This is a genomic window from Rufibacter soli, from assembly GCF_054781795.1.
Genome location: NZ_BAAGTS010000005.1, coordinates 827,134 through 846,354, shown reverse-complemented (window position 1 = coordinate 846,354; position 19,221 = coordinate 827,134). Strand labels below are relative to the sequence as shown.

Sequence of the window (19,221 nt, the reverse complement as noted above, 5' to 3'; positions counted from 1 at the left end):
TCGGACTCTTCCGTTTTGGGCCTGTTTTTCAGAAAACAGCCCTAAAACCATCACTAATATTTTTTAAAACTCAATACTCAGAACTCAGGACTCAGAACTAGCGCCCTGTGGGCGCTTATGCTTCCAGCGTTTGTGAGACCAGAGGTACTCAGCGGGGTACTTTTCAATCCAGGACTCCAGGGCGCGGGCGAAGGCCTCGGTGAGCGGGTGCCCTGGTTCTTTCACGTCGGCCACCGGAGCCGGAAGCAGCTCCTGAAAAACAACCTCATAGAACCCCCGGCGGGTGTGGCGCATGCCCACAAAAAAAGTTGGGTACTGAAAAGAGGCCCTTAGCTTATCCGCGCCCACATAAAAGGCGGTGTCCTGGTGCAGAAATGTGGTCCAGTGCTGAATCTCGCCGTAGGGCGGAATCTGGTCTGAGAGGAGGGTAAGAATGCGGGGCTCGCCGCGGTGCCGCAAAAGGTGCCGCAAGGTGTCTTTCATTCTAACCAGCACGATACCAAAGCGGCTGCGCAGAAACCACATAAAGGACTCAAAAAAGGAGCTGGCCAAGGGCTTGTACACACCGTCAATGGGGAAAGTAAACCGGTTATTGCCAGACGCCGACATAAACTCCCAGTTGCCCAGGTGCGCGCCCAACACCATAACCGGGGTACCTTGTCGCAGGTGCTCCTCCAGCAGTTCTCCGCCCCGCAAGTCTACTCTTTTCTTCAGTTCCTGCGGGGTAAGAGAGGCCAGTTTCAAGGTTTCCAGCATGGTATCTGTAAGGTTCAAAAAGAATTGCTTCTCAATATTCCTGAGCTCAGAAATGCTTTTCCCAGGAAAAGACCTTTCCAGGTTCTGGCGCACCACTTTCTTCCGGTAACCCACCACGTAATACAGAACCCAGTACAAAAAGGTAGACAAGCCATACAGTAACGAAAAAGGCAGTAGGGAAATGCCTTTCAGGAACCACCAAAGTGGGTATTGGCTAGGCTTGAGCTGCGGCCTGGACTTAGAAAAAGATGAAACGTTTTTGATGGCTTTTCAGAAAAACAGGCTGGTAAACGCTCTTGCGCCTACCAGCCTTTGGGTAAAAATCAACTCTAAGGTAAAGATAAATGCCTGTTCGGGCAAAATAGTCAGTTACCTTCCAGGAGCAGCGCCGCTTTACAAAAGGTAGAAACCCGCCCGCCTTCCCCATAATACTCCTCAAGGAATATGGGTTGGGCTTCCTCCTTCTTACTGTTACTGATCAGCTTTTTTGAAAAACGGCGCCAGAATCTCATAGGAATGCACCCGCGCGGCATGGTCATACACATTGGTTCCTACCATAATCTCGTCTACTCCGGTCTCGTCCAGAAATTGCTGCAAATCGGCTTGCACCGTAGCAGGGCTTCCCACAAAAGAGTAGCGTAACATCTGCTGCACGGCGTACCGCTCCGAAGCATCCCAAAGGCCGTCCATACTTTTCACGGGAGGCTGCATGAGTCTTCCCGTGCCGCGTACCACGTTCAGGAACGATTGGTACAGGGAGGTGGAAAGGTACAGGGCTTCCTCGTCAGAGTCGGCAGCGATTACGTTCACGCAGGCAATGGCATAAGGCTCTTTCAACTCCCCAATGGGTTGAAAACTGTCACGGTATACTTTAAGGGCGGCCTGTAGCTGGGTTGGGGCAAAGTGGCTGGCAAACGCATACGGCAAACCTAGAATACCGGCCAACTGGGCACCAAACGTGCTGGAACCCAGAATCCAGATGGGCACCTGGGAGCCTTCGCCAGGCACGGCCCGCACCCGGGCGGTAGGGTCAACAGGCCCCAGGTAAGTCTTTAACTCTACCACGTTCTGCGGAAAATCATCTACGGAGCCCCGCAAATCGCGCCGCAGGGCCATGGAGGTAAGTTGATCAGTCCCCGGCGCTCTACCCAGGCCCAAGTCAATACGACCAGGATACAAAGACGCCAACGTCCCGAACTGCTCTGCCACCACCAGCGGCGCATGGTTAGGCAGCATGATTCCGCCGGAGCCTACTCTTATCTTAGAGGTAGCTCCCGCCACGTGCCCAATCAACACCACCGTGGCCGAACTGGCAATACCGGCCATATTGTGGTGCTCAGCCATCCAGTACCGGGTGAACCCCCACTTCTCCACGTTCTGGGCCAGGTCAACGGTATTTTTAAAAGAATCGGTGGCGGTTTTCCCCTCCAGAATGGGCACCAGGTCTAACACCGAAACAGGTATATCTGCAAGTTTTTTAGTAGGCATAATTTTCACGCTTTTTACACACCCTTTTGTACGGGTGATTCAGTAAAAGGCAAAAGTACCCCCATTAAGTTCGGGCGGCGTAAGGTTTGCCCGTTACTTTAAGGATACCACCTTGGGGAGTTATTAGTGTTAACTTGATAGGTGATCCCAGTTGCGTTATCCTAAGGAATCCCGTTTTGGGCCTGTTTTGCGGAAAACGGGCTGGAAACAGGTTTGATTTGCAGAAGAGGTCATCCCCCTACCCCCTTCAAAGGGGGACGAAAAAGAGGGCAATAGTAAAATCAGCAGAGCATCTCCTCCTGTGTAAACACCCCTCTGCGCTCCCCTCAAGGGGAGAGTCTGCGGTGAATGAGCGGTTTAAGTTTGTAAAATAGCAGTGCGTTTTGAGCCTGTTTTCGGAAAAACGTGCCTAGAACGCTACCCACCTTTATCCAGTCCCCCCACGCATTCCCTCAGTTCCAGTCTTTACTTCGAGCGCCTCGCTTGTGGCCCTGCAATATCAGAAGCTAAAAGATAACTACAACTCGGCCGCAAGGGCAGTGCGAGGGGGAAAGACGGGGCCCCGCGGCCGTGAGCGCTCGGAGGGAAACCATGAAACAACTAAGCATAAGGACTTGAGGAAACAGCAGACGCCACGCCAGCAGCAGGCGGGAATGCGTGCATAAAACAATATCAACTTGTAAAGTTGGCCGCCATAAACTCCAAGAACGGCATACAAGACATATAGATAAAACAGCTTAACTTTTAATCCCCAAGACAAATACCAAACAACTCAAAACTTTCCTTTACTTGCACCCTAGCAATAGTACGCCTTACATGCCCTTAGTTACAGAACTCCATTTCAACCCCAGCATTGCTTTTTTCCAGCAGGCCTTTGCCGCAGATGAACTGTGGCTGGAAGCCCAGGAGCATTACCAGAAGCAGAGTTACCGCAACCGCTGCCATATTCTCACCGCGCAGGGCGTGGTGCCATTGACCGTGCCCGTAAAAAACGGCAACAGCAAAACCCTTATCACCGAGCTGGAAATTGACTACGCCCAGCGGTGGCTGGAGGTGCATTGGCGTACTATCAGGAGCGCCTACGGCAGTGCACCCTTCTTTGAGTTCTATGCAGACTATATCAAAGACGTGTATGACCGCCGGCCAGCCCTGCTATGGGACCTCAATATGGAGTTATTCAAACTTTTTGCTAAATTCCTGAAACTGAAGAAACCCATACACCTTACCCAGACGTATGTTAAAACCTATGAGGAACCGGTCATGGACGGGCGCAATAGACTTCACCCTAAGAAGGAACCTGACAATTTGCGCCTAAACCCCTACCGGCAGGTTTTTGGCAAACAATTTGCACCTAATCTGAGTATACTGGACTTGTTGTTTAACCTAGGCCCAGAGGCATCTATCTACCTACAGAACTAGCGGCTTTCTGTTGAACATTTGCCCTTCTCAGCTTGTTTACACAATAGCGAACGCCATAAGCAGCAGCCAGTTGCAGCAGACGCACTAATTTTTTTACTAGACTAGACTACATGGAAGCCAAATTCTCAAATAGAGTGAAAGAGGTTATCTCTCTCAGTCGCGAGGAAGCCATACGCCTGGGCCATGACTACATTGGCACAGAGCATTTGCTTCTGGGTATGATCCGCGAAGGAGAAGGCACCGCTATTGCTTTGCTTAAAAAACTGGGGGTGCCCATGGAGGAACTCAAGTACGCGCTTGAGCAGGCCACCAAGAACACCGCCAGCCCTAATACCAATATTACCGGAAGTATCCCGCTTACCAAACAGACGGAAAAGGTCCTGAAAATAACCTACCTGGAGGCTAAAATCTTCAAGTCAGACATCATAGGTACAGAACACCTGTTGCTGTCTATTTTGCGGGATGAGGATAATATATCATCGCAAACCTTAGCCAAATTCAACGTGAACTATGAAGCCATTCGGGACTCGTTAGACTACCATGCTAACAACCCTCTCGCCTCCTCAGATACCGATGACAACGATGATAACGACAAACTCTTCGGTTCTTCCTCTAAAGGGGGAACAGGCGCCGCTGCCAAGAAGGGTGCCGAGAAATCCCGCACTCCGGTGCTGGACAACTTCGGCCGTGATCTGACTAAGTTGGCCGAGGAAGGCAAACTGGACCCAATTGTGGGCCGTGAAAAAGAAATCGAACGTGTGGCCCAGGTATTGAGCCGCCGCAAGAAAAACAACCCAATCCTGATTGGAGAACCGGGGGTAGGTAAAACGGCTATCGCCGAAGGCCTGGCCCTGCGCATTATCCAGAAGAAAGTGTCAAGAGTGCTGTTCGGCAAACGTGTGGTGACTTTAGACCTGGCCTCTCTGGTGGCCGGTACCAAGTACCGCGGCCAATTTGAGGAACGCATGAAAGCGGTGATGAACGAACTGGAGAAATCTCCGGACGTGATCCTGTTCATTGATGAGCTGCACACTATTGTAGGTGCTGGTGGAGCGTCAGGCTCGCTGGATGCCTCCAACATGTTCAAGCCAGCTTTGGCCCGCGGTGAGATCCAATGCATTGGCGCCACTACGCTAGATGAGTACCGTCAGTATATTGAGAAAGATGGTGCCCTGGCCCGTAGGTTCCAGATTGTGATGGTAGACCCTACCACCCCTGAGGAAACTATTGAGATCCTGCACAACATCAAAGACAAATACCAGGACCACCACCACGTAACCTACTCAGACAAAGCCATTGAGGCCTGCGTGAAGCTGAGCGACCGCTACATGAGCGACCGTTTCCTGCCAGACAAAGCCATTGACATTCTGGATGAGGCCGGTGCCCGCGTGCACATCAACAACATTGTGGTGCCTGAGGATATTCTTAAGCTGGAAGAGCAAATTGAGAACATCAAGGACGAGAAAAACCGCGTGGTGAAAAGCCAGAAGTATGAAGAGGCTGCCCAGCTGCGTGACAAAGAGAAAAAACTTTTAGATCAACTTGACTCAGCCAAAAAGAACTGGGAAGAGGAGACCAAGAAGAAGCGTTACGCCGTGAAAGAGGAAAACGTGGCCGAGGTAATCGCCATGATGACTGGCATTCCAGTGAAACGTATCGCGCAGAAAGAGAGCTTGAAGCTGCTCAACATGGGCGAAGAACTGAAAGGCAAAGTGATTGGCCAGGACAAAGCCATTACGCAGTTGGTGAAAGCCATTCAGCGTACCCGCGTTGGCCTGAAAGATCCTAAAAAACCAATTGGCTCGTTTGTCTTCTTAGGCCCTACCGGGGTTGGTAAAACCGAGTTGGCCAAAGTGTTGGCTACCTACCTGTTTGATAAAGAAGACGCCCTGGTGCGCATTGACATGAGTGAGTACATGGAGAAATTCAGCGTATCTCGCTTGGTGGGAGCGCCTCCGGGCTACGTGGGTTACGAAGAAGGTGGTCAGCTGACGGAGAAAATCCGCCGCAAGCCTTACTCCGTGGTACTGCTGGATGAGATTGAGAAAGCCCACCCAGACGTGTATAACCTGTTGTTGCAAGTGCTGGATGATGGTGTGTTGACTGATGGTCTGGGCCGTAAGGTAGACTTTAGAAACACCATCATCATCATGACCTCCAACATTGGGGCGCGTGACTTGCAGGATTTCGGGGCTGGGGTTGGTTTCGCTACCAAAACCCGCCAGGAAAACGTGGACGAAATCATGAAAGCCACCATTGGGGCGGCCTTGAAGAAAACGTTCTCGCCTGAGTTCCTGAACCGTCTGGATGACGTGATTGTGTTCAACAGCCTGCAAAAAGAAGATATCCATAAAATCATTGATATCTCGCTTTCCAAACTGTTGGGCCGCGTGAAAACGCTGGGCTACACCATAGAGATCACTGACAAGGCCAAGGATTTTGTGGCCGAGAAAGGATATGACTCTAAATATGGTGCCCGTCCGTTGAACCGCGCCATCACTAAGTACATGGAAGACCCTATTGCAGAGGAAATCCTGAAAGCCGAACTGGCCCAGGGAGACACCATTGTAATTGATTATGAAGAGGGGAAAGAGGAACTAAAATTCTCAAACCGCAAGAATGAGAACGCCGTTCCAGACACCTCAGATGATCTTCCGGAGTCCTCTTCATCCTCTGAAGAAGAAGAGACCACACCCACTGACGGAAAGAAGAAAGACTAAGTAACTTCTAATATTTCAAAAAGGCTGACAGACAATCTGTCAGCCTTTTTCCGTTTTAAGGCTATTTTTCTGAAAACAGGCTCAAAACAGAAAAATAAATCATTTTCTATTTTAGGGCTATTTCCTTGAAAATAGGCTAAAATAACAATGGGTAAATGGTATTGCTATTGCGTTGATAACCAGTTGAACCGCTTATTGTCAATCCCTTAATAATAGCATCTATTTTCAGGGAATTACGGCTTAATAAAAAAAGTAACAAAAATTTCACACTGCCCTATTCTTTCCTAAATTTGGTTTCTTGTACCAACATCAATCTGCTTCAATGTCAGACCCAACCAACCCGAATACCAAATTTGAGATTCTGGACCGCAAAAATGCCGAGGCCCTTTTAGGAGGCGGCCAGGCGCGCATTGATGCCCAACATAAAAAAGGAAAGCTTACCGCCCGCGAACGCATAGACCTTCTCCTGGATGAAGGCTCCTTTGAGGAAATTGGCAAATTTGTCATGCACCGCTCCAAAGACTTTGGGCTAGACAAAGAATATTACTTAGGTGATGGCGTGGTGACTGGCTACGGCACCGTGAACGGCCGCCTGGTCTACGTTTTCTCCCAGGACTTCACCGTTTTTGGCGGCTCCCTCTCTGAAACCCACGCTGAAAAGATTGTCAAGATCATGGATCTGGCCATGAAAAACGGCGCGCCTGTGATTGGCCTCAATGACTCGGGCGGAGCCCGTATTCAGGAAGGCGTGGTTTCTTTGGGTGGCTACGCCGATATCTTCTACAAAAACACCCTGGCCTCTGGCGTGGTGCCGCAACTATCCGGCATCATGGGGCCCTGCGCCGGCGGCGCGGTATACTCCCCGGCCATCACGGACTTTATCCTGATGGTAGAGGACACGTCCTATATGTTTGTGACCGGCCCTAACGTGGTAAAAACGGTGACCCATGAGACCGTGACCTCAGAGGAACTGGGCGGCGCCAGTACCCACTCTACCAAAAGCGGCGTGACCCACTTCTCCTGCGCCAATGAGGTGGTCTGCATCCAGAACATAAAGCAGCTGCTGAGCTACATGCCCCAGAACTGCGAGGAGCTCCCCCCTGCCCTGCCCTATGAGGCAAAGGCAGACGAGACCCGCCAGGTGCTGGATACCATTGTGCCCGAGAACCCCAACCAGCCCTATGACATGCGCGAGGTGATTGAAGGCATTATTGATGAGGGCACGTTCCTGGAGGTGCACAAGAACTTCGGGGAGAACATTGTGGTGGGCTTTGCCCGCCTGGCCGGCCGCAGCATTGGCATTGTGGGCAACCAGCCGGCGGTGCTGGCGGGTGTGCTGGACATCAACGCCTCTACCAAGGCCGCCCGTTTCGTGCGCTTCTGTGACAGCTTTAACATTCCGTTGCTGGTGCTGGAAGACGTACCCGGTTTCTTACCGGGTACTGACCAGGAATGGCGTGGCATCATTACCAACGGTGCCAAATTACTTTACGCCTTCTGTGAGGCCACTGTGCCGCGCGTGACCGTGATTACCCGCAAGGCCTACGGCGGCGCCTATGACGTGATGAACTCCAAACACATTGGCGCCGATCTGAACTACGCATGGCCTACCGCCGAGATTGCCGTGATGGGAGCCAAAGGTGCCGCGGAGATTATCTTCAAGCGGGAGATTGCCGCCGCCGAAGACCCTGAAGCCAAACTGGCCGAGAAAGTAGCCGAGTATCAGGCTAAATTCGCGACGCCTTACCGCGCAGCGCACCGCGGCTTTGTGGATGAGGTGATCTATCCGTCAGAGACGCGTGCCAAGCTTATTAAGGCATTTAAGATGCTGGAAAACAAGGTAGACCAACTGCCCAGAAAGAAACACGGCAATATTCCGCTGTAAAAAAGACCCTAGGCTCTAGATTTTAGAGATTAGACCTTGAAATCTTTCGTCTAGCGTTTAATAGCCAATATTTAACATCAAATAACATATTACGCTTCCGGTTGTTGGTGACAAAGCGCCTCCGCCGTACTATTTACACAGACAAACAACAATGGAGAGACCTTTGCTCCGACTAAACAGAAAGCTATGAGAGAAGAAAGCTTTGAATTCCTTCAGACCTACCTCAACAACGCCGCCCCTACCGGCTTTGAGTCCTCTGGCCAGCAATTGTGGCTGGATTACATAAAGCCCTACATTGACGAGTACTTCGTGGACACCTACGGGACCGTGGTGGGCGTGATTAACCCAGAGGCCGAATACAAGGTAGTGATTGAGGCCCACGCCGATGAGATTGCCTGGTTTGTGAACTACATCACGCCAGAGGGCTACATCTACGTGCGTCGCAACGGTGGCTCAGATGCCCTGATCGCACCGTCTAAGCGGGTGAACATCCATACCAGCAAAGGCACTGTAAAAGCCGTGTTCGGCTGGCCGGCCATTCACGTGCGCAAGATAGAGCAAGACAAAGCCCCCACCATTGAGACCATTTTCCTAGATTGTGGCGCCGCCAACCGTCAGGAAGTAGAAGATATGGGCGTGCACGTAGGCTGCGTGGTCACTTTTGATGATGAACTGTTTGTGATGAACGACAAGTTCTACGTGGGTCGCGCCCTGGACAACAGAATAGGCGGTTTCATGATTGCCGAAGTGGCTCGCTTGCTGAAGGAAAACAAAAAGAAACTTCCGTTTGGGTTATACATTGTCAATGCGGTACAGGAAGAGATTGGCCTGCGCGGTGCCGAGATGATTGCGCACCGCATTAAGCCAGACCTGGCCATCATTACAGACGTGACCCATGACACGCAGTCACCTATGTATGAGAAAAAGACCAACGGTGACCTGCATTGCGGCAAAGGCCCGGTATTGACCTACGGTCCGGCGGTACAGAACAACGTGCTGAACATGCTCATTGCGGTGGCCCAAAAGCATGAGATTCCGTTCCAACGCGCGGCTGCCACCCGCGCCACTGGTACTGACACAGACGCGTTTGCCTACTCTTCTGACGGCGTGGCCTCTGCCCTTATCTCTCTGCCGCTCAAATACATGCACACCACCGTAGAGACCGTGCACAAAGATGACGTGCAGAACATTATTCAGCTGTACTACCAGTTCTTGCTGCAGTTAGAGTCGGGGCATGATTTCCGGTATATGAAATAACCCGTTTTAAGCCTGTTTTTCTAAAATCAGGCTCAAAATAGGAGAAAGGCCAGTGGGTTTTACAACCTTACTGGCCTTTCTGTTATAAGGCAGTTTTCTGAAAAACTGCCCTATAACAGAAGCCTTGGTTTTGATTGAAAGTCATGCCGCCATACACATTTTCTAACGCATCTTGTGTATGTTGCAACACCATGCAATTACTTACCCCACGGCTGATCCTGCGCGAGTTCCAGGAAGAAGACTGGCACTTCACTAACCTATATGAGGCTAATGAAGAGGTCATGCGCTACCAAACCAGCGGCACCCGTACCAGCCAGGAAAGCCTGGAATACATTCAACAGTGCCTAACAGAGGCCCAGGAAGAACCCCGCACCCTCTATGATCTTGCCATTGTGCTGGAAGCTACGCAGATGCTCATTGGCCGCGTGGGCATGAAAGTGGATTATGACGCCGAGGAGGCCGTTCTTTGGTACATTCTCAACCGGTCTTATTGGAGCAAAGGCTATGTCTCAGAGGCGGCCACGGCCATGCTGCGCTTCGGGTTTGACCAACTGCACCTGCACCGCATCTGGGCCGACTGTGACCCCCGCAACACCGGGTCTTACCGGGTTATGGAGAAAATTGGCATGCGCCATGAGGCCCATTTCAAAGAGAATATCTTTATCAAAGGTGAGTGGTGCGATTCCTACGTATACGCGATTCTGGACCGGGAATGGAGGAATCAGTCAGCAGTTAAGAGTTAAGAACTAAGGACATAGTAGATTACTGTTCCTTTTCATGAAACTCCAGACCAACCCTGAAATGCGAAGCCAGTTATAAATCTACAGATCGAAAATCCATTACTTTCAAATAGAACCTAATTCTTTAAAGTGCTTTTCACAGACCAAATGAACAGGCAGGTGGAGCTTCGGCAGCCGCCACAACGTATTGTCTCTCTGGTGCCTTCACAAACGGAATTACTGTTTGATTTAGGTCTGGGTGAAAAGGTGGTGGGCGTTACCAAGTTTTGTGTGCACCCAAAAGCCCAGGTGAAAGCCGTGACTAAAGTGGGTGGCACCAAAGACTTTAAATTGGAGGTAATAGAACAACTCAAGCCAGACCTGATAATCGGGAACAAAGAGGAGAATGACCAGGTGCTAATTGAGGCCCTTGAGCAGGAATTTCCCGTTTGGATGAGTGACATTTACACGCTGCAAGATGCCCTAGACATGATTACCGGTATAGGTCAGGTGACAGGCGCTACAGATAAGGCAGAGGCGCTGGTAAAGGAAATTCACCAGAGCTTTGCCTCCTTGCCACCTGCCTTCCCTCCTATTCCAACGGCCTATTTTATCTGGCGGAAGCCTTACATCGCCGTAGGGGGTGACAACTTTATTGACCACATGCTCCAGTGCTGCGGGTTTGACAATGTATTCAAGCAATTGCCACGGTATCCAGAACTCAACAAAGATACTATTCAGGCTGCCAACCCAAAACTGATTCTACTTTCCTCTGAGCCGTATCCTTTCAAAGAAAAGCACCTGGCGGAGTTTCAGGCCATTTGCCCAGAGGCCCAAATCAAGATAGTAGACGGTGAAATGTTCAGTTGGTACGGAAGCCGATTGATCCAAACGGTTCCTTATCTGCGGCAACTGGTGAAGGAGGTGACGCAGCTTTTGAAATAGAGCGCAAAAAAAAGCCCTTCCGCTTAAGGCAGAAGGGCTTTTCTATTTACAGAAGCTTAACTTCGTTAGGGTCTTGATTGTCCGGGTTTGGCTAACTCGGTTTGCAAGGCTACGGCCTCAGACAAGTGCTCTTTCAGTACCGGAAGAATCTGGTCAATAAAGGCTTGCACGTCCTTGTCGGCTACCTCTTTGTCGGCTTTCTCATAGACGGCCACGGCTTCTTCATAGGCTTTCACCTCTGCTTCGGCAAACGATTTGTCAAATTCAGCCCCTTTTTTAGTCTCCAGGCTATCTACAATGGCTTTCTTTTCAGTACCCATCTCGGCAGGAAGTTTTACGTCTTTCTGCTTGGCAATATCTGCCAACACTGGGGTAGTTCTGGAGTGTACATGGTAGATTTTTTGCCCTAAAGCACCCACGTCACCAGACTTTGCCTGGTCACCGGCCATCATACCGGCCATTAATTGAAAGTTATCTGTAGTAGCTGCTTCTTGCAGGAATTTTTCCACTTTTACCTGATCTTTGGCATAAGCTTCTTTGTCTACGGTGTTACAAGAAACCATTCCTAAACTACCTAGTACAAAAGAAGAAGCGACTAACCAAATATTGGACTTTTTCATAGTTGTATTTTTTAGTAACTGCTTGTTGTAAGAGTTATTATAACGTTAAAACCGCTTGCTGGTTATAAAAGTTCACCACTATTCTATTTACTCCCTCTCCCAGAGGCATTTGAAATATATAAAAGTTATATTTTTACTTGCTGGACATAAATTTTAACAGCCCTATTACCTTTAAACCCACATATTACTTTTCTCATAAACCAATTATCGGCTATAAGGCCTAAATGTTAAAGTTTTCAGGGAGGATCTAAGGAGTCTCAGCTTTTATAACCGAGAATTACAAAGACCTTTTCGTAGGGGTTCATCTTTATAGAAGAGACCTATATAACTCCTTTCAGCAACTCGTTTTAAGCAGAATTGAGTGAACCAAGGAGGCAAACTTCCATCATTTACTTCCCCAGCAAAAACCTCTTAAAGAAAGGAGCCTCCAGACAACAGAATAATTTCCTGTCGCCTAGAGGCTTCTTTCTAGGTTACTGCCTTTTCTGTTTTAAGGCTGTTTTTGAAAAAACGGCCTTAAAACAGGGGTGTGACTTCCACTGCTTATCTTTTAACTAATTCAAATCCTGCTTTCTGCATTTCGTCCCAATAGCGGGGGTATGATTTGCGAACTACTTTGGGCTCCTTTATCACCACCGGGTACTTTAGGCCCAGCGGCGCAAAAGCCATGGCCATGCGGTGGTCTTCATAGGTATGGATGGTGGGCTCGGTTTGGGGCTTGTTTGGCAAAAACACCTTGAAAACGTCTGGGGCAATTTCGCGCAGCTCGGCACCTAGCTTAACCAGCTCAAACTGAAGCGCGGCTATGCGGTCGGTTTCTTTGATGCGAAGGCTCTCCAAGCCGGTCATCTCTACTTCCACCCCTAAGCCGGCGGCCAAGGCAGCTACGGTCTGGGCCAAATCTGGGCACGCGAAGAAATCTATGCGAGCAATTGGTTCCTGCACCGGGGTTTTGGTTAGGCGCACGCCGGTTTCCGTGAACTCGGTTTGCACGCCAAACGGCTCCATCAAAGTAGGGAGCACACTATCACCCTGCAAAGAGTTTGCTCTTAGCGACGGCAGGAAAACATCCGCCTCTTGGGCCAGGGCTACCATGCTGTACCAATAACTGGCCGCCGACCAGTCAGACTCCACGGTGAATTCTTGAGTTTGATACTTTTGGTGGGGCACCGTGATTTTCTGGCCCTCAAACGTAGCCTGTACGCCAAAATGCGCCATCTGCGCCAGGGTCATCCTGATATAAGGCTCTGAGCTAATCTTGCCTTCCAGGGTCAGTTCCAGCCCCTCCGGCAGCAATGGCCCGATCATCAGCAACGCCGAGATATATTGGCTACTGATATCTGAGCGAACCGTCAATTGATTGGTGTCCGAGGCCTCAAACCCGTTCATCTGCAGTGGCGGGTAACCTTCCTCGCCGAGGTACTCAATCTTGGCGCCCAGTTTCCGGAGCGCCTCTACCAGCACACCTATGGGCCGCTGGCACATGCGGGGCGTACCCGTAAGGGTAAGTTTCTGACCGGTAGCGGCGTAGTAGGCAGTTAAAAACCGCATGACCGTGCCGGCATCCTCGGCGCTTACCTCTGCCCCGGCCTTGGTAGACAGCAGGCGGTTGAGCAGTTGGGTATCATTGGCATCTGACAGGTTATGGATAGGAAAATCATGGCCACTGAGAGCTCTGATAATCAAGGCACGGTTGGCCTCACTCTTAGAAGCGGGCAATTGAAAGGTTCCGTGCAACACCCCGGTAGAGTGAGACACGCGCACGGCGGCAGCTGACATCATAAAGAATGGTAATAACGCAAGGCGCTTTGCACCTCGGGTAAAGTAATGGGTTGATCATACACGGCCTCGCCAATTTTCTGCAGCAGCGTGCAGTTAATGGTGGCGCCGCTGTTTTTCTTGTCATGCAGGCATAGGGCACTAATGGCTTGCAGGTCTGTTTCTTGAAGAATCACTTTTTCATAGACTGACAGCACAAAGGTCTCTACCTGCTCCAGTTCCCTTTGCGAGAGCAAGTTGCGCTGCACCGAAAGCCAGGCCTCACAGAGCATGCCCACAGCAATAGCCTCGCCGTGCAACAGTTGCTGGCCCGGCTTTTCCAGGAAAAAACTTTCTACGGCGTGGCCAATGGTATGCCCGAAGTTGAGAATCTTGCGCAGTCCGTTCTCCAATGGGTCTGCCGTCACCACCCGGCTTTTAATGTCTATGGAATGCTTGATCAAGTCGGTCCAGTCCTCGGTGAACAGGCCAATGTAGCGCTGCTCCTGAAACATGTCGGCGTCCATGATGAGCCAGTGCTTGATCATTTCGGCGTAGCCCGATTTCATCTGGCGCAGATCCAGGGTCTTGAGAAATTCTGGGTTCACCAATACGGCCATAGGCTCCCGGAAAACGCCCAGGTGGTTTTTAAAGCCCATGAAATCTATGCCGGTCTTGCCGCCTACGCTGGCATCTACCTGCGCCAGCAAGGTGGTGGGCACGTTCACGAACCCTATGCCCCGCTTATAAAGGCTAGCGCAGAAGCCGCCCAGGTCGGTAAGCACCCCGCCACCCAGATTCACCACCAGGCTCCAGCGGTCCAGGCCCAGATTGGTAAGAGAGCGCCATACCAGTTCACAGGTAGCCAGGTTTTTGTTTTCCTCGCCACTCTGAATCTGCACCACGTGGTGGTCCTGGGGCAAGTAAGGCTTTAGGATGGGGTAGCAGTGCCGGAAGGTATTTTCATCTACCAACACCACGGTTTTCTGCAAGGCCCGGTGCGGCAATTGCTTTTGCCACTCGCCCAAAGCGTCTTTGCCTATGAATATTTCCTCGGTCACAATTCTTCAATTTTAAAATCGTTTTGCAGCTGTTTTCGCAAAAACGGGCTTAAAACGAAATGAACTTCTAAAGAAGGGAATGGAAACGCCCACATCAAAGTAAAATGTGCAGAAATTGAGCGAAGGCCTTTGCACCGGGCCAAGGACGGTCGCCCATTTACAAGGTTTTTGCCGTATGTAGGGGAAGAATCTGGCCAGGAAAGCGCGTTTGAAAGCAGACAGGAAAAGTGATTTCTATCAGTTTACTTTTTTTGTTTGGTTACACCGGAATAACGTAATTGAAAACTAACAACCGTTTTTACCTTATCTTTGCCTACCCTAACTGTAGCATCTACCCTATATGATAACGGCACCCAAAGTATCCTTTGATAACACAGCCATCGCGTTTGCTGACAAGTCAGATGCCGAGCTGTATAAAACCTACCTTCTGTTTGCCGCCATGAACAACAATTCATTGGTGAAGATGGGCGGCGGGATGATCAACAAAGCCCTGAGCTGGAAACTGCCCGTGAAGTTCCTGATCAAAAAAAGCATCTTTGAGCAGTTCTGCGGCGGCGAGACCATCCAAGAATGCAAGCCCACTATTGAGCGCCTGGCCAAGTCTGGCATTGGCACCATCCTGGATTACTCCGTGGAAGGCGAAAGCAACGAGGGCAGCTATGACCACACGGTGCAGGAAATCCTCTCTACCATTGAAATGGCCGCCCGCAATGAGCATATCCCCTTCTCGGTGTTCAAGACTACTGGTCTGGCAGACCCAGAACTGCTGGCTAAAGCCCAAACCACCCAGGAACTGACCCTGGAGGAAAAAGCCGCCTTTGGGCGCATACGGGCGCGCGTGAAAACCATCTGCCAAAGCGCCTATGAGCATGGCGTGCGGGTCTTCATTGACGCCGAGGAAAGCTGGATGCAGGAAACCATTGACCAACTCTGCTATGAGATGATGGAGCTCTACAACCAGGAAAGGCCTATTGTCTACAATACCTACCAGCTTTACCGCCATGACCGCCTGGACGTGATCAAGCGTGACTATGAGCGTGCCCTCAAGCACGGGTATTACTTTGGGGCCAAGCTGGTGCGGGGTGCCTACATGGAGAAAGAGGCCCGCGTAGCCCAGGAAAACGGCTACCCCAACCCCATCAACCCCACCAAGCAAGCCACCGACGATTTGTATGATGAGACCTTGCGCTTTTGTGTGGAGCACATTGACCGCATTGCCATCTGCGCCGGTACCCACAATGAACATAGCTGCATTACGCTTATGGAGCTGATGGAGCAACATGATATTCAGCCGGATGATGAGCGCATCTATTTTGCGCAGCTGTTGGGCATGAGCGATAACCTGTCTTATAACCTGGCGCACGCCGGCTATAAAGTGGCTAAATACGTTCCCTTTGGCCCAGTAGAGGCTGTAATGCCTTACCTGCTGCGCCGCGCAGATGAGAACACCGCCATTGCCGGCCAAAGCAGCCGCGAGTTCTCGCTGGTGAAAAAAGAGCTGGAACGCCGTCGACGCTAAGCGGCTACCCTTAATATAGAGAAACCCGTTTTGGGGCCATTTTCAAGAAAACGGCCCCAAAACGGGTTTCTCTATTCTGGCCTCTGGTACATACGGCACCGGCCCAAAAGAAAAGCGTCTCTTACGCAAACCGTAAGAGACGCTTTTCATCTTGTCCTAGTAAGGTGTGCTTACGCACACCACTAATTACTGAGCAGTTGTGCCAGTAGTGGCAGCAGTTGAATCAGTAGTAGTAGTAGTGGTAGTAGTAGAAGCAGCAGTAGTATCTACAGTTGCATCAGCTGCAGGCTCAGTAGCCTCAGTTGTAGTTTCAGTAGTAGTTTCAGTTGTTTCAGCAGTTTTAGACTCGCAAGAAGCGAAAACGAACATACCAGCAACTAGGGCAAGAGAAAATACCTTTTTCATTTTGGTGAGTTTTAAAGTGTTTTAGCGTTAATTTCACCCTTTATACCACTACCCCCCGGGAGGTAACCCACTGTTTTCAGAAATTTTTTATTTTTTTTCTGTGGGTTACTAAATCCCTGAAACTGTATTAATTGACAAGCATGAGTAGTAAGGCCATGGCAACTGATGCCGCCATAATAGAAGGAATTCTTCTGGATGATGAGGCGGCGTTGAGTAAGTTATACAAGCTCCACTTCCCAATGGTGCTGTTCTTTGTGCAAAGCAACAACGGCACTGAGGATGACGCCAAAGATATTTTCCAGGAAGCGGTCATTGTTTTCTATGAGAAGATAAGGGCCCGGCAATTGGAGCTTAACTGCCAGATAAAAACGTACCTGTACTCTATCTGCCGGCGGCTGTGGCTCAAAAGGCTCTCCCGCAACAGCAGGTTCAGTCATGGCATGATGGAAGACACTGAGGCCGAACTTGCCCCAGAGGCAGACCCGGACGCAGATGTGGCCGAGCAGAACGAATTGAAGTTTGAGGCCATGGCCAATGCCCTGGCGCAATTGGGGGAACCCTGCAAAAGCCTGCTGGAAGATTTTTACATCCAGGGACTGGCCATGCCGGAGATCACCCAGAAGTTTGGCTACAACAACGTAGACTCTGCTAAAAACCAAAAGTACAAGTGCCTGATGCGCCTGAAGAAACTTTTCTTCCTGGATTATCAACTACCGTCTTAGGCACCAAGCTTGCGTACATACAGACATCTGAGAAGATGCACATCTATATATGAGTGACAGGGAATTATTAGAACTGATAGAGCGCTACCACCAGCACCAGGTAACGTCTTCTGAACGCCAGGCGCTAGAGGCCCAGATGGCCGCCGACCCGGCTTTTGCCCAGCAGGTGCGGGAAGCCCAGCTTTTCCATGCTGCCTTGCAGAACCATGGCAAGCAAAAGTCTCTGCGTGACCGCTTAAACCGCCAGCACCAAGCCTGGAAACAGGAAAATCAGGTAGCGGCCCCAGAGCCGGTGCTCCTGCGCCGCCGTACCCCCATGCAGATTTTTATGCGCCGCTACGGCGCCACCATGGGCGTAGCCGCCACAGTGGCTATTGTCACGGTATTCAGCAGCCTTTTGGGCATGGAAATGTGGCGCAACGCCACCAAGCAGCAAACGGCGCGTTACGTAGAATTGCGCCGCGAGGTAGATGCGCTTAAACGCCAGCAGGACGCCTTGCTGAACACCACACCTTCCTCTCCGCGCGCAACCACCGTTAATCCCGGTCAGTTCACGGGTACCGGGTTCGCCCTTACCTCAGACGGCTATTTTGTGACCAGCTACCATGTGATAGAAGGCGCAGACTCGCTCATGATTGAAAACAAGAGCGGCAACAAATACAAAGTAGAGGAAATCTATTCAGACCAGGTGCGTGATTTGGCCCTGCTTCGGGTAACAGACACCTCCTTCACCGGTTTCGGCAAACTGCCTTATTCCTTTAAAGCCAAGGAAACTGACCTGGGCGAGAAAGTCTTCACGCTGGGTTACCCCAGAGAAGATGTGGTGTTTGGGGAAGGTACCCTCAGTTCCAAGTCTGGGGTGTACGGAGATACCGCCTCTTACCAGATCTCCATTCCCCTTAACCCCGGCAACAGCGGCGGACCTCTACTGGATGACCGCGGCAACATGATTGGCGTGATCAGTGGCAAAATGCTGGGAGTAGATGGGGCGGCCTTCGCGGTGAAGTCTGCCTACCTGCTCACCTTGCTGGAGCAGCTACCGCAGAACCGTTTGCCAAAGCCGGTTTCCTTACCTAAAGTGAATACATTGGCCGGTACCAGCCGCCCGCAGCAACTCAAGAAGCTTCAGGATTTTGTGTACATGGTGAAAATCTATAACTAACCTAAGTTCCTCTGGTTTAGGCCTTCTTTTGCAAAAACACCCTTAAAACGCCCGTGCCTGCACGGGCGTTTTTCTTTTGCTCTTTTCCAAGGGTTGTAACTTATACGTATTGATTGCGTTTATCAAAGCTCTGATTGCTAGTTGCCGGTTTTGCAGCTGGCACTGTAATTAGCAATATGTTACATCTACTAAACATTAAACAACGAACTATGGAAAATCGCACCGGAAACACCAACTCAAGAATGATGACGGGTATGTTCAGAGACAGAAGCAGCGCTGAGCGCGCGTATGATGCTTTGCACCGTCGTGGCTATACCAAAGATGACGTAAACGTGATCATGAGCGATGACGCCCGCAAGCGCCACTTCGCTGATGGTGATGACACTGAACTGGGTAGCAAAGCACTGGAAGGTGCTGGCGCTGGTTCTGCCATTGGCGGTACACTTGGTGCTATTGTAGGGGCTATTGCCGCTATTGGTACCTCAGTGGCTCTGCCAGGATTAGGCCTTATCATTGCCGGTCCGTTAGCGGCTGGTCTGGCTGGTGCCGGAGCTGGTGGTCTTACTGGTGGTTTACTAGGCGCCCTGGTTGGCTCTGGTATTCCAGAAGACCGTGCAAAAGTATATGAGTCTGGTATTAAAGAAGGTAACATTGTAATGGGCGTGACTCCCCGCACCGCGGAAGATGCCGATTACTTTGAGAACGAGTGGCGCACCAACAGCGGTGAGCACATTTATCGTTAATCTATAGGCACCCCTTTGTAAAAAGCCCCGGCTCTTCATTGA

Annotated in this window: 16 protein-coding genes; 10 read left to right on the top strand and 6 right to left on the bottom strand. The window is 50.6% G+C overall.

What is annotated here, in order from left to right:
- Positions 1-84: 84 nt before the first annotated feature.
- Positions 85-948 (bottom strand): lysophospholipid acyltransferase family protein, encoded by an 864-nt coding sequence (locus ACYVJQ_RS17890; RefSeq protein ID WP_460894623.1) that lies wholly within the window; start codon positions 946-948, stop codon positions 85-87.
- 279 nt (positions 949-1,227) lie between these two features.
- The gene (locus ACYVJQ_RS17885; RefSeq protein ID WP_460894481.1) at positions 1,228-2,244 is read right to left on the bottom strand and encodes an LLM class flavin-dependent oxidoreductase; all 1,017 of its coding nucleotides are present in this window, start codon (positions 2,242-2,244) and stop codon (positions 1,228-1,230) included.
- Between the two features lie 816 nt (positions 2,245-3,060).
- Between ACYVJQ_RS17885 and ACYVJQ_RS17880 the strand changes: the two genes are divergently transcribed.
- The 6 genes from ACYVJQ_RS17880 to ACYVJQ_RS17855 all read left to right on the top strand — a co-directional run bounded on the left by ACYVJQ_RS17880 (position 3,061) and on the right by ACYVJQ_RS17855 (position 11,189).
- The gene (locus ACYVJQ_RS17880; protein WP_460894480.1) at positions 3,061-3,663 is read left to right on the top strand and encodes a WbqC family protein; all 603 of its coding nucleotides are present in this window, start codon (positions 3,061-3,063) and stop codon (positions 3,661-3,663) included.
- 110 nt (positions 3,664-3,773) lie between these two features.
- Positions 3,774-6,383, top strand: a complete 2,610-nt coding sequence (locus ACYVJQ_RS17875; protein WP_460894479.1) for an ATP-dependent Clp protease ATP-binding subunit — start codon at positions 3,774-3,776, stop codon at positions 6,381-6,383.
- A gap of 322 nt (positions 6,384-6,705) precedes the next feature.
- A complete protein-coding gene (locus ACYVJQ_RS17870; RefSeq protein ID WP_460894478.1) occupies positions 6,706-8,268 on the top strand; it encodes an acyl-CoA carboxylase subunit beta in 1,563 nt (520 codons plus the stop codon).
- 186 nt (positions 8,269-8,454) lie between these two features.
- Positions 8,455-9,525, top strand: coding sequence for a M42 family metallopeptidase (locus ACYVJQ_RS17865; RefSeq protein ID WP_460894477.1), 1,071 nt, complete (start codon positions 8,455-8,457; stop codon positions 9,523-9,525).
- Positions 9,526-9,716: 191 nt separating this feature from the next.
- Complete coding sequence (locus ACYVJQ_RS17860) at positions 9,717-10,268, top strand: GNAT family N-acetyltransferase (protein ID WP_460894476.1); 552 nt, start codon at positions 9,717-9,719, stop codon at positions 10,266-10,268.
- A 144-nt stretch (positions 10,269-10,412) separates the two neighbouring features.
- Positions 10,413-11,189, top strand: coding sequence for a helical backbone metal receptor (locus tag ACYVJQ_RS17855; protein ID WP_460894475.1), 777 nt, complete (start codon positions 10,413-10,415; stop codon positions 11,187-11,189).
- A gap of 65 nt (positions 11,190-11,254) precedes the next feature.
- Here ACYVJQ_RS17855 and ACYVJQ_RS17850 read toward each other — a convergent pair whose 3' ends face one another.
- The 3 genes from ACYVJQ_RS17850 to aroB form a co-directional block, all read right to left on the bottom strand.
- A complete protein-coding gene (locus ACYVJQ_RS17850) occupies positions 11,255-11,809 on the bottom strand; it encodes a DUF4142 domain-containing protein (RefSeq protein WP_460894474.1) in 555 nt (184 codons plus the stop codon).
- Positions 11,810-12,352: 543 nt separating this feature from the next.
- A complete protein-coding gene (locus ACYVJQ_RS17845) occupies positions 12,353-13,591 on the bottom strand; it encodes a 3-phosphoshikimate 1-carboxyvinyltransferase (protein WP_460894473.1) in 1,239 nt (412 codons plus the stop codon).
- Complete coding sequence (gene aroB, locus ACYVJQ_RS17840; protein ID WP_460894472.1) at positions 13,588-14,628, bottom strand: 3-dehydroquinate synthase; 1,041 nt, start codon at positions 14,626-14,628, stop codon at positions 13,588-13,590. The genes ACYVJQ_RS17845 and aroB overlap by 4 nt, the downstream gene beginning before the upstream one ends.
- A 340-nt stretch (positions 14,629-14,968) precedes the next feature.
- On the opposite strand from aroB, the gene ACYVJQ_RS17835 reads away from it, so the two are divergent.
- The gene (locus ACYVJQ_RS17835) at positions 14,969-16,147 is read left to right on the top strand and encodes a proline dehydrogenase family protein (RefSeq protein ID WP_460894471.1); all 1,179 of its coding nucleotides are present in this window, start codon (positions 14,969-14,971) and stop codon (positions 16,145-16,147) included.
- Between the two features lie 186 nt (positions 16,148-16,333).
- Here the strand turns inward: ACYVJQ_RS17835 and ACYVJQ_RS17830 are convergent, their stop codons facing one another.
- Entirely contained in the window at positions 16,334-16,552 is a 219-nt protein-coding gene (locus ACYVJQ_RS17830; protein WP_460894470.1) for a hypothetical protein, read from the bottom strand.
- Between the two features lie 140 nt (positions 16,553-16,692).
- Between ACYVJQ_RS17830 and ACYVJQ_RS17825 the strand changes: the two genes are divergently transcribed.
- From ACYVJQ_RS17825 to ACYVJQ_RS17815, 3 genes are all read left to right on the top strand, one after another.
- Positions 16,693-17,274, top strand: a complete 582-nt coding sequence (locus ACYVJQ_RS17825) for an RNA polymerase sigma factor (RefSeq protein ID WP_460894469.1) — start codon at positions 16,693-16,695, stop codon at positions 17,272-17,274.
- A gap of 49 nt (positions 17,275-17,323) precedes the next feature.
- On the top strand, positions 17,324-18,436 hold the full coding sequence (locus ACYVJQ_RS17820) for a trypsin-like peptidase domain-containing protein (RefSeq protein WP_460894468.1): 1,113 nt from the start codon (positions 17,324-17,326) through the stop codon (positions 18,434-18,436).
- 209 nt (positions 18,437-18,645) lie between these two features.
- Positions 18,646-19,179 (top strand): hypothetical protein, encoded by a 534-nt coding sequence (locus ACYVJQ_RS17815; RefSeq protein WP_460894467.1) that lies wholly within the window; start codon positions 18,646-18,648, stop codon positions 19,177-19,179.
- The last annotated feature ends 42 nt before the right edge of the window (positions 19,180-19,221 follow it).

What these genes read in the sequence shown, in the direction of transcription:
- ACYVJQ_RS17825 (WP_460894469.1), top strand. Translation starts at nt 16,693, where the DNA reads ATGAGTAGTAAGGCCATGGCAACTGATGCCGCCATAATAGAAGGAATT.
- ACYVJQ_RS17860 (WP_460894476.1), top strand. Translation starts at nt 9,717, where the DNA reads ATGCAATTACTTACCCCACGGCTGATCCTGCGCGAGTTCCAGGAAGAA.
- ACYVJQ_RS17850 (WP_460894474.1), bottom strand. Translation starts at nt 11,809, where the DNA reads ATGAAAAAGTCCAATATTTGGTTAGTCGCTTCTTCTTTTGTACTAGGT.
- ACYVJQ_RS17835 (WP_460894471.1), top strand. Translation starts at nt 14,969, where the DNA reads ATGATAACGGCACCCAAAGTATCCTTTGATAACACAGCCATCGCGTTT.
- ACYVJQ_RS17880 (WP_460894480.1), top strand. Translation starts at nt 3,061, where the DNA reads ATGCCCTTAGTTACAGAACTCCATTTCAACCCCAGCATTGCTTTTTTC.
- ACYVJQ_RS17820 (WP_460894468.1), top strand. Translation starts at nt 17,324, where the DNA reads ATGAGTGACAGGGAATTATTAGAACTGATAGAGCGCTACCACCAGCAC.
- ACYVJQ_RS17845 (WP_460894473.1), bottom strand. Translation starts at nt 13,591, where the DNA reads ATGATGTCAGCTGCCGCCGTGCGCGTGTCTCACTCTACCGGGGTGTTG.
- ACYVJQ_RS17885 (WP_460894481.1), bottom strand. Translation starts at nt 2,244, where the DNA reads ATGCCTACTAAAAAACTTGCAGATATACCTGTTTCGGTGTTAGACCTG.
- ACYVJQ_RS17870 (WP_460894478.1), top strand. Translation starts at nt 6,706, where the DNA reads ATGTCAGACCCAACCAACCCGAATACCAAATTTGAGATTCTGGACCGC.
- ACYVJQ_RS17865 (WP_460894477.1), top strand. Translation starts at nt 8,455, where the DNA reads ATGAGAGAAGAAAGCTTTGAATTCCTTCAGACCTACCTCAACAACGCC.
- ACYVJQ_RS17830 (WP_460894470.1), bottom strand. Translation starts at nt 16,552, where the DNA reads ATGAAAAAGGTATTTTCTCTTGCCCTAGTTGCTGGTATGTTCGTTTTC.
- ACYVJQ_RS17855 (WP_460894475.1), top strand. Translation starts at nt 10,413, where the DNA reads ATGAACAGGCAGGTGGAGCTTCGGCAGCCGCCACAACGTATTGTCTCT.
- ACYVJQ_RS17875 (WP_460894479.1), top strand. Translation starts at nt 3,774, where the DNA reads ATGGAAGCCAAATTCTCAAATAGAGTGAAAGAGGTTATCTCTCTCAGT.
- ACYVJQ_RS17815 (WP_460894467.1), top strand. Translation starts at nt 18,646, where the DNA reads ATGGAAAATCGCACCGGAAACACCAACTCAAGAATGATGACGGGTATG.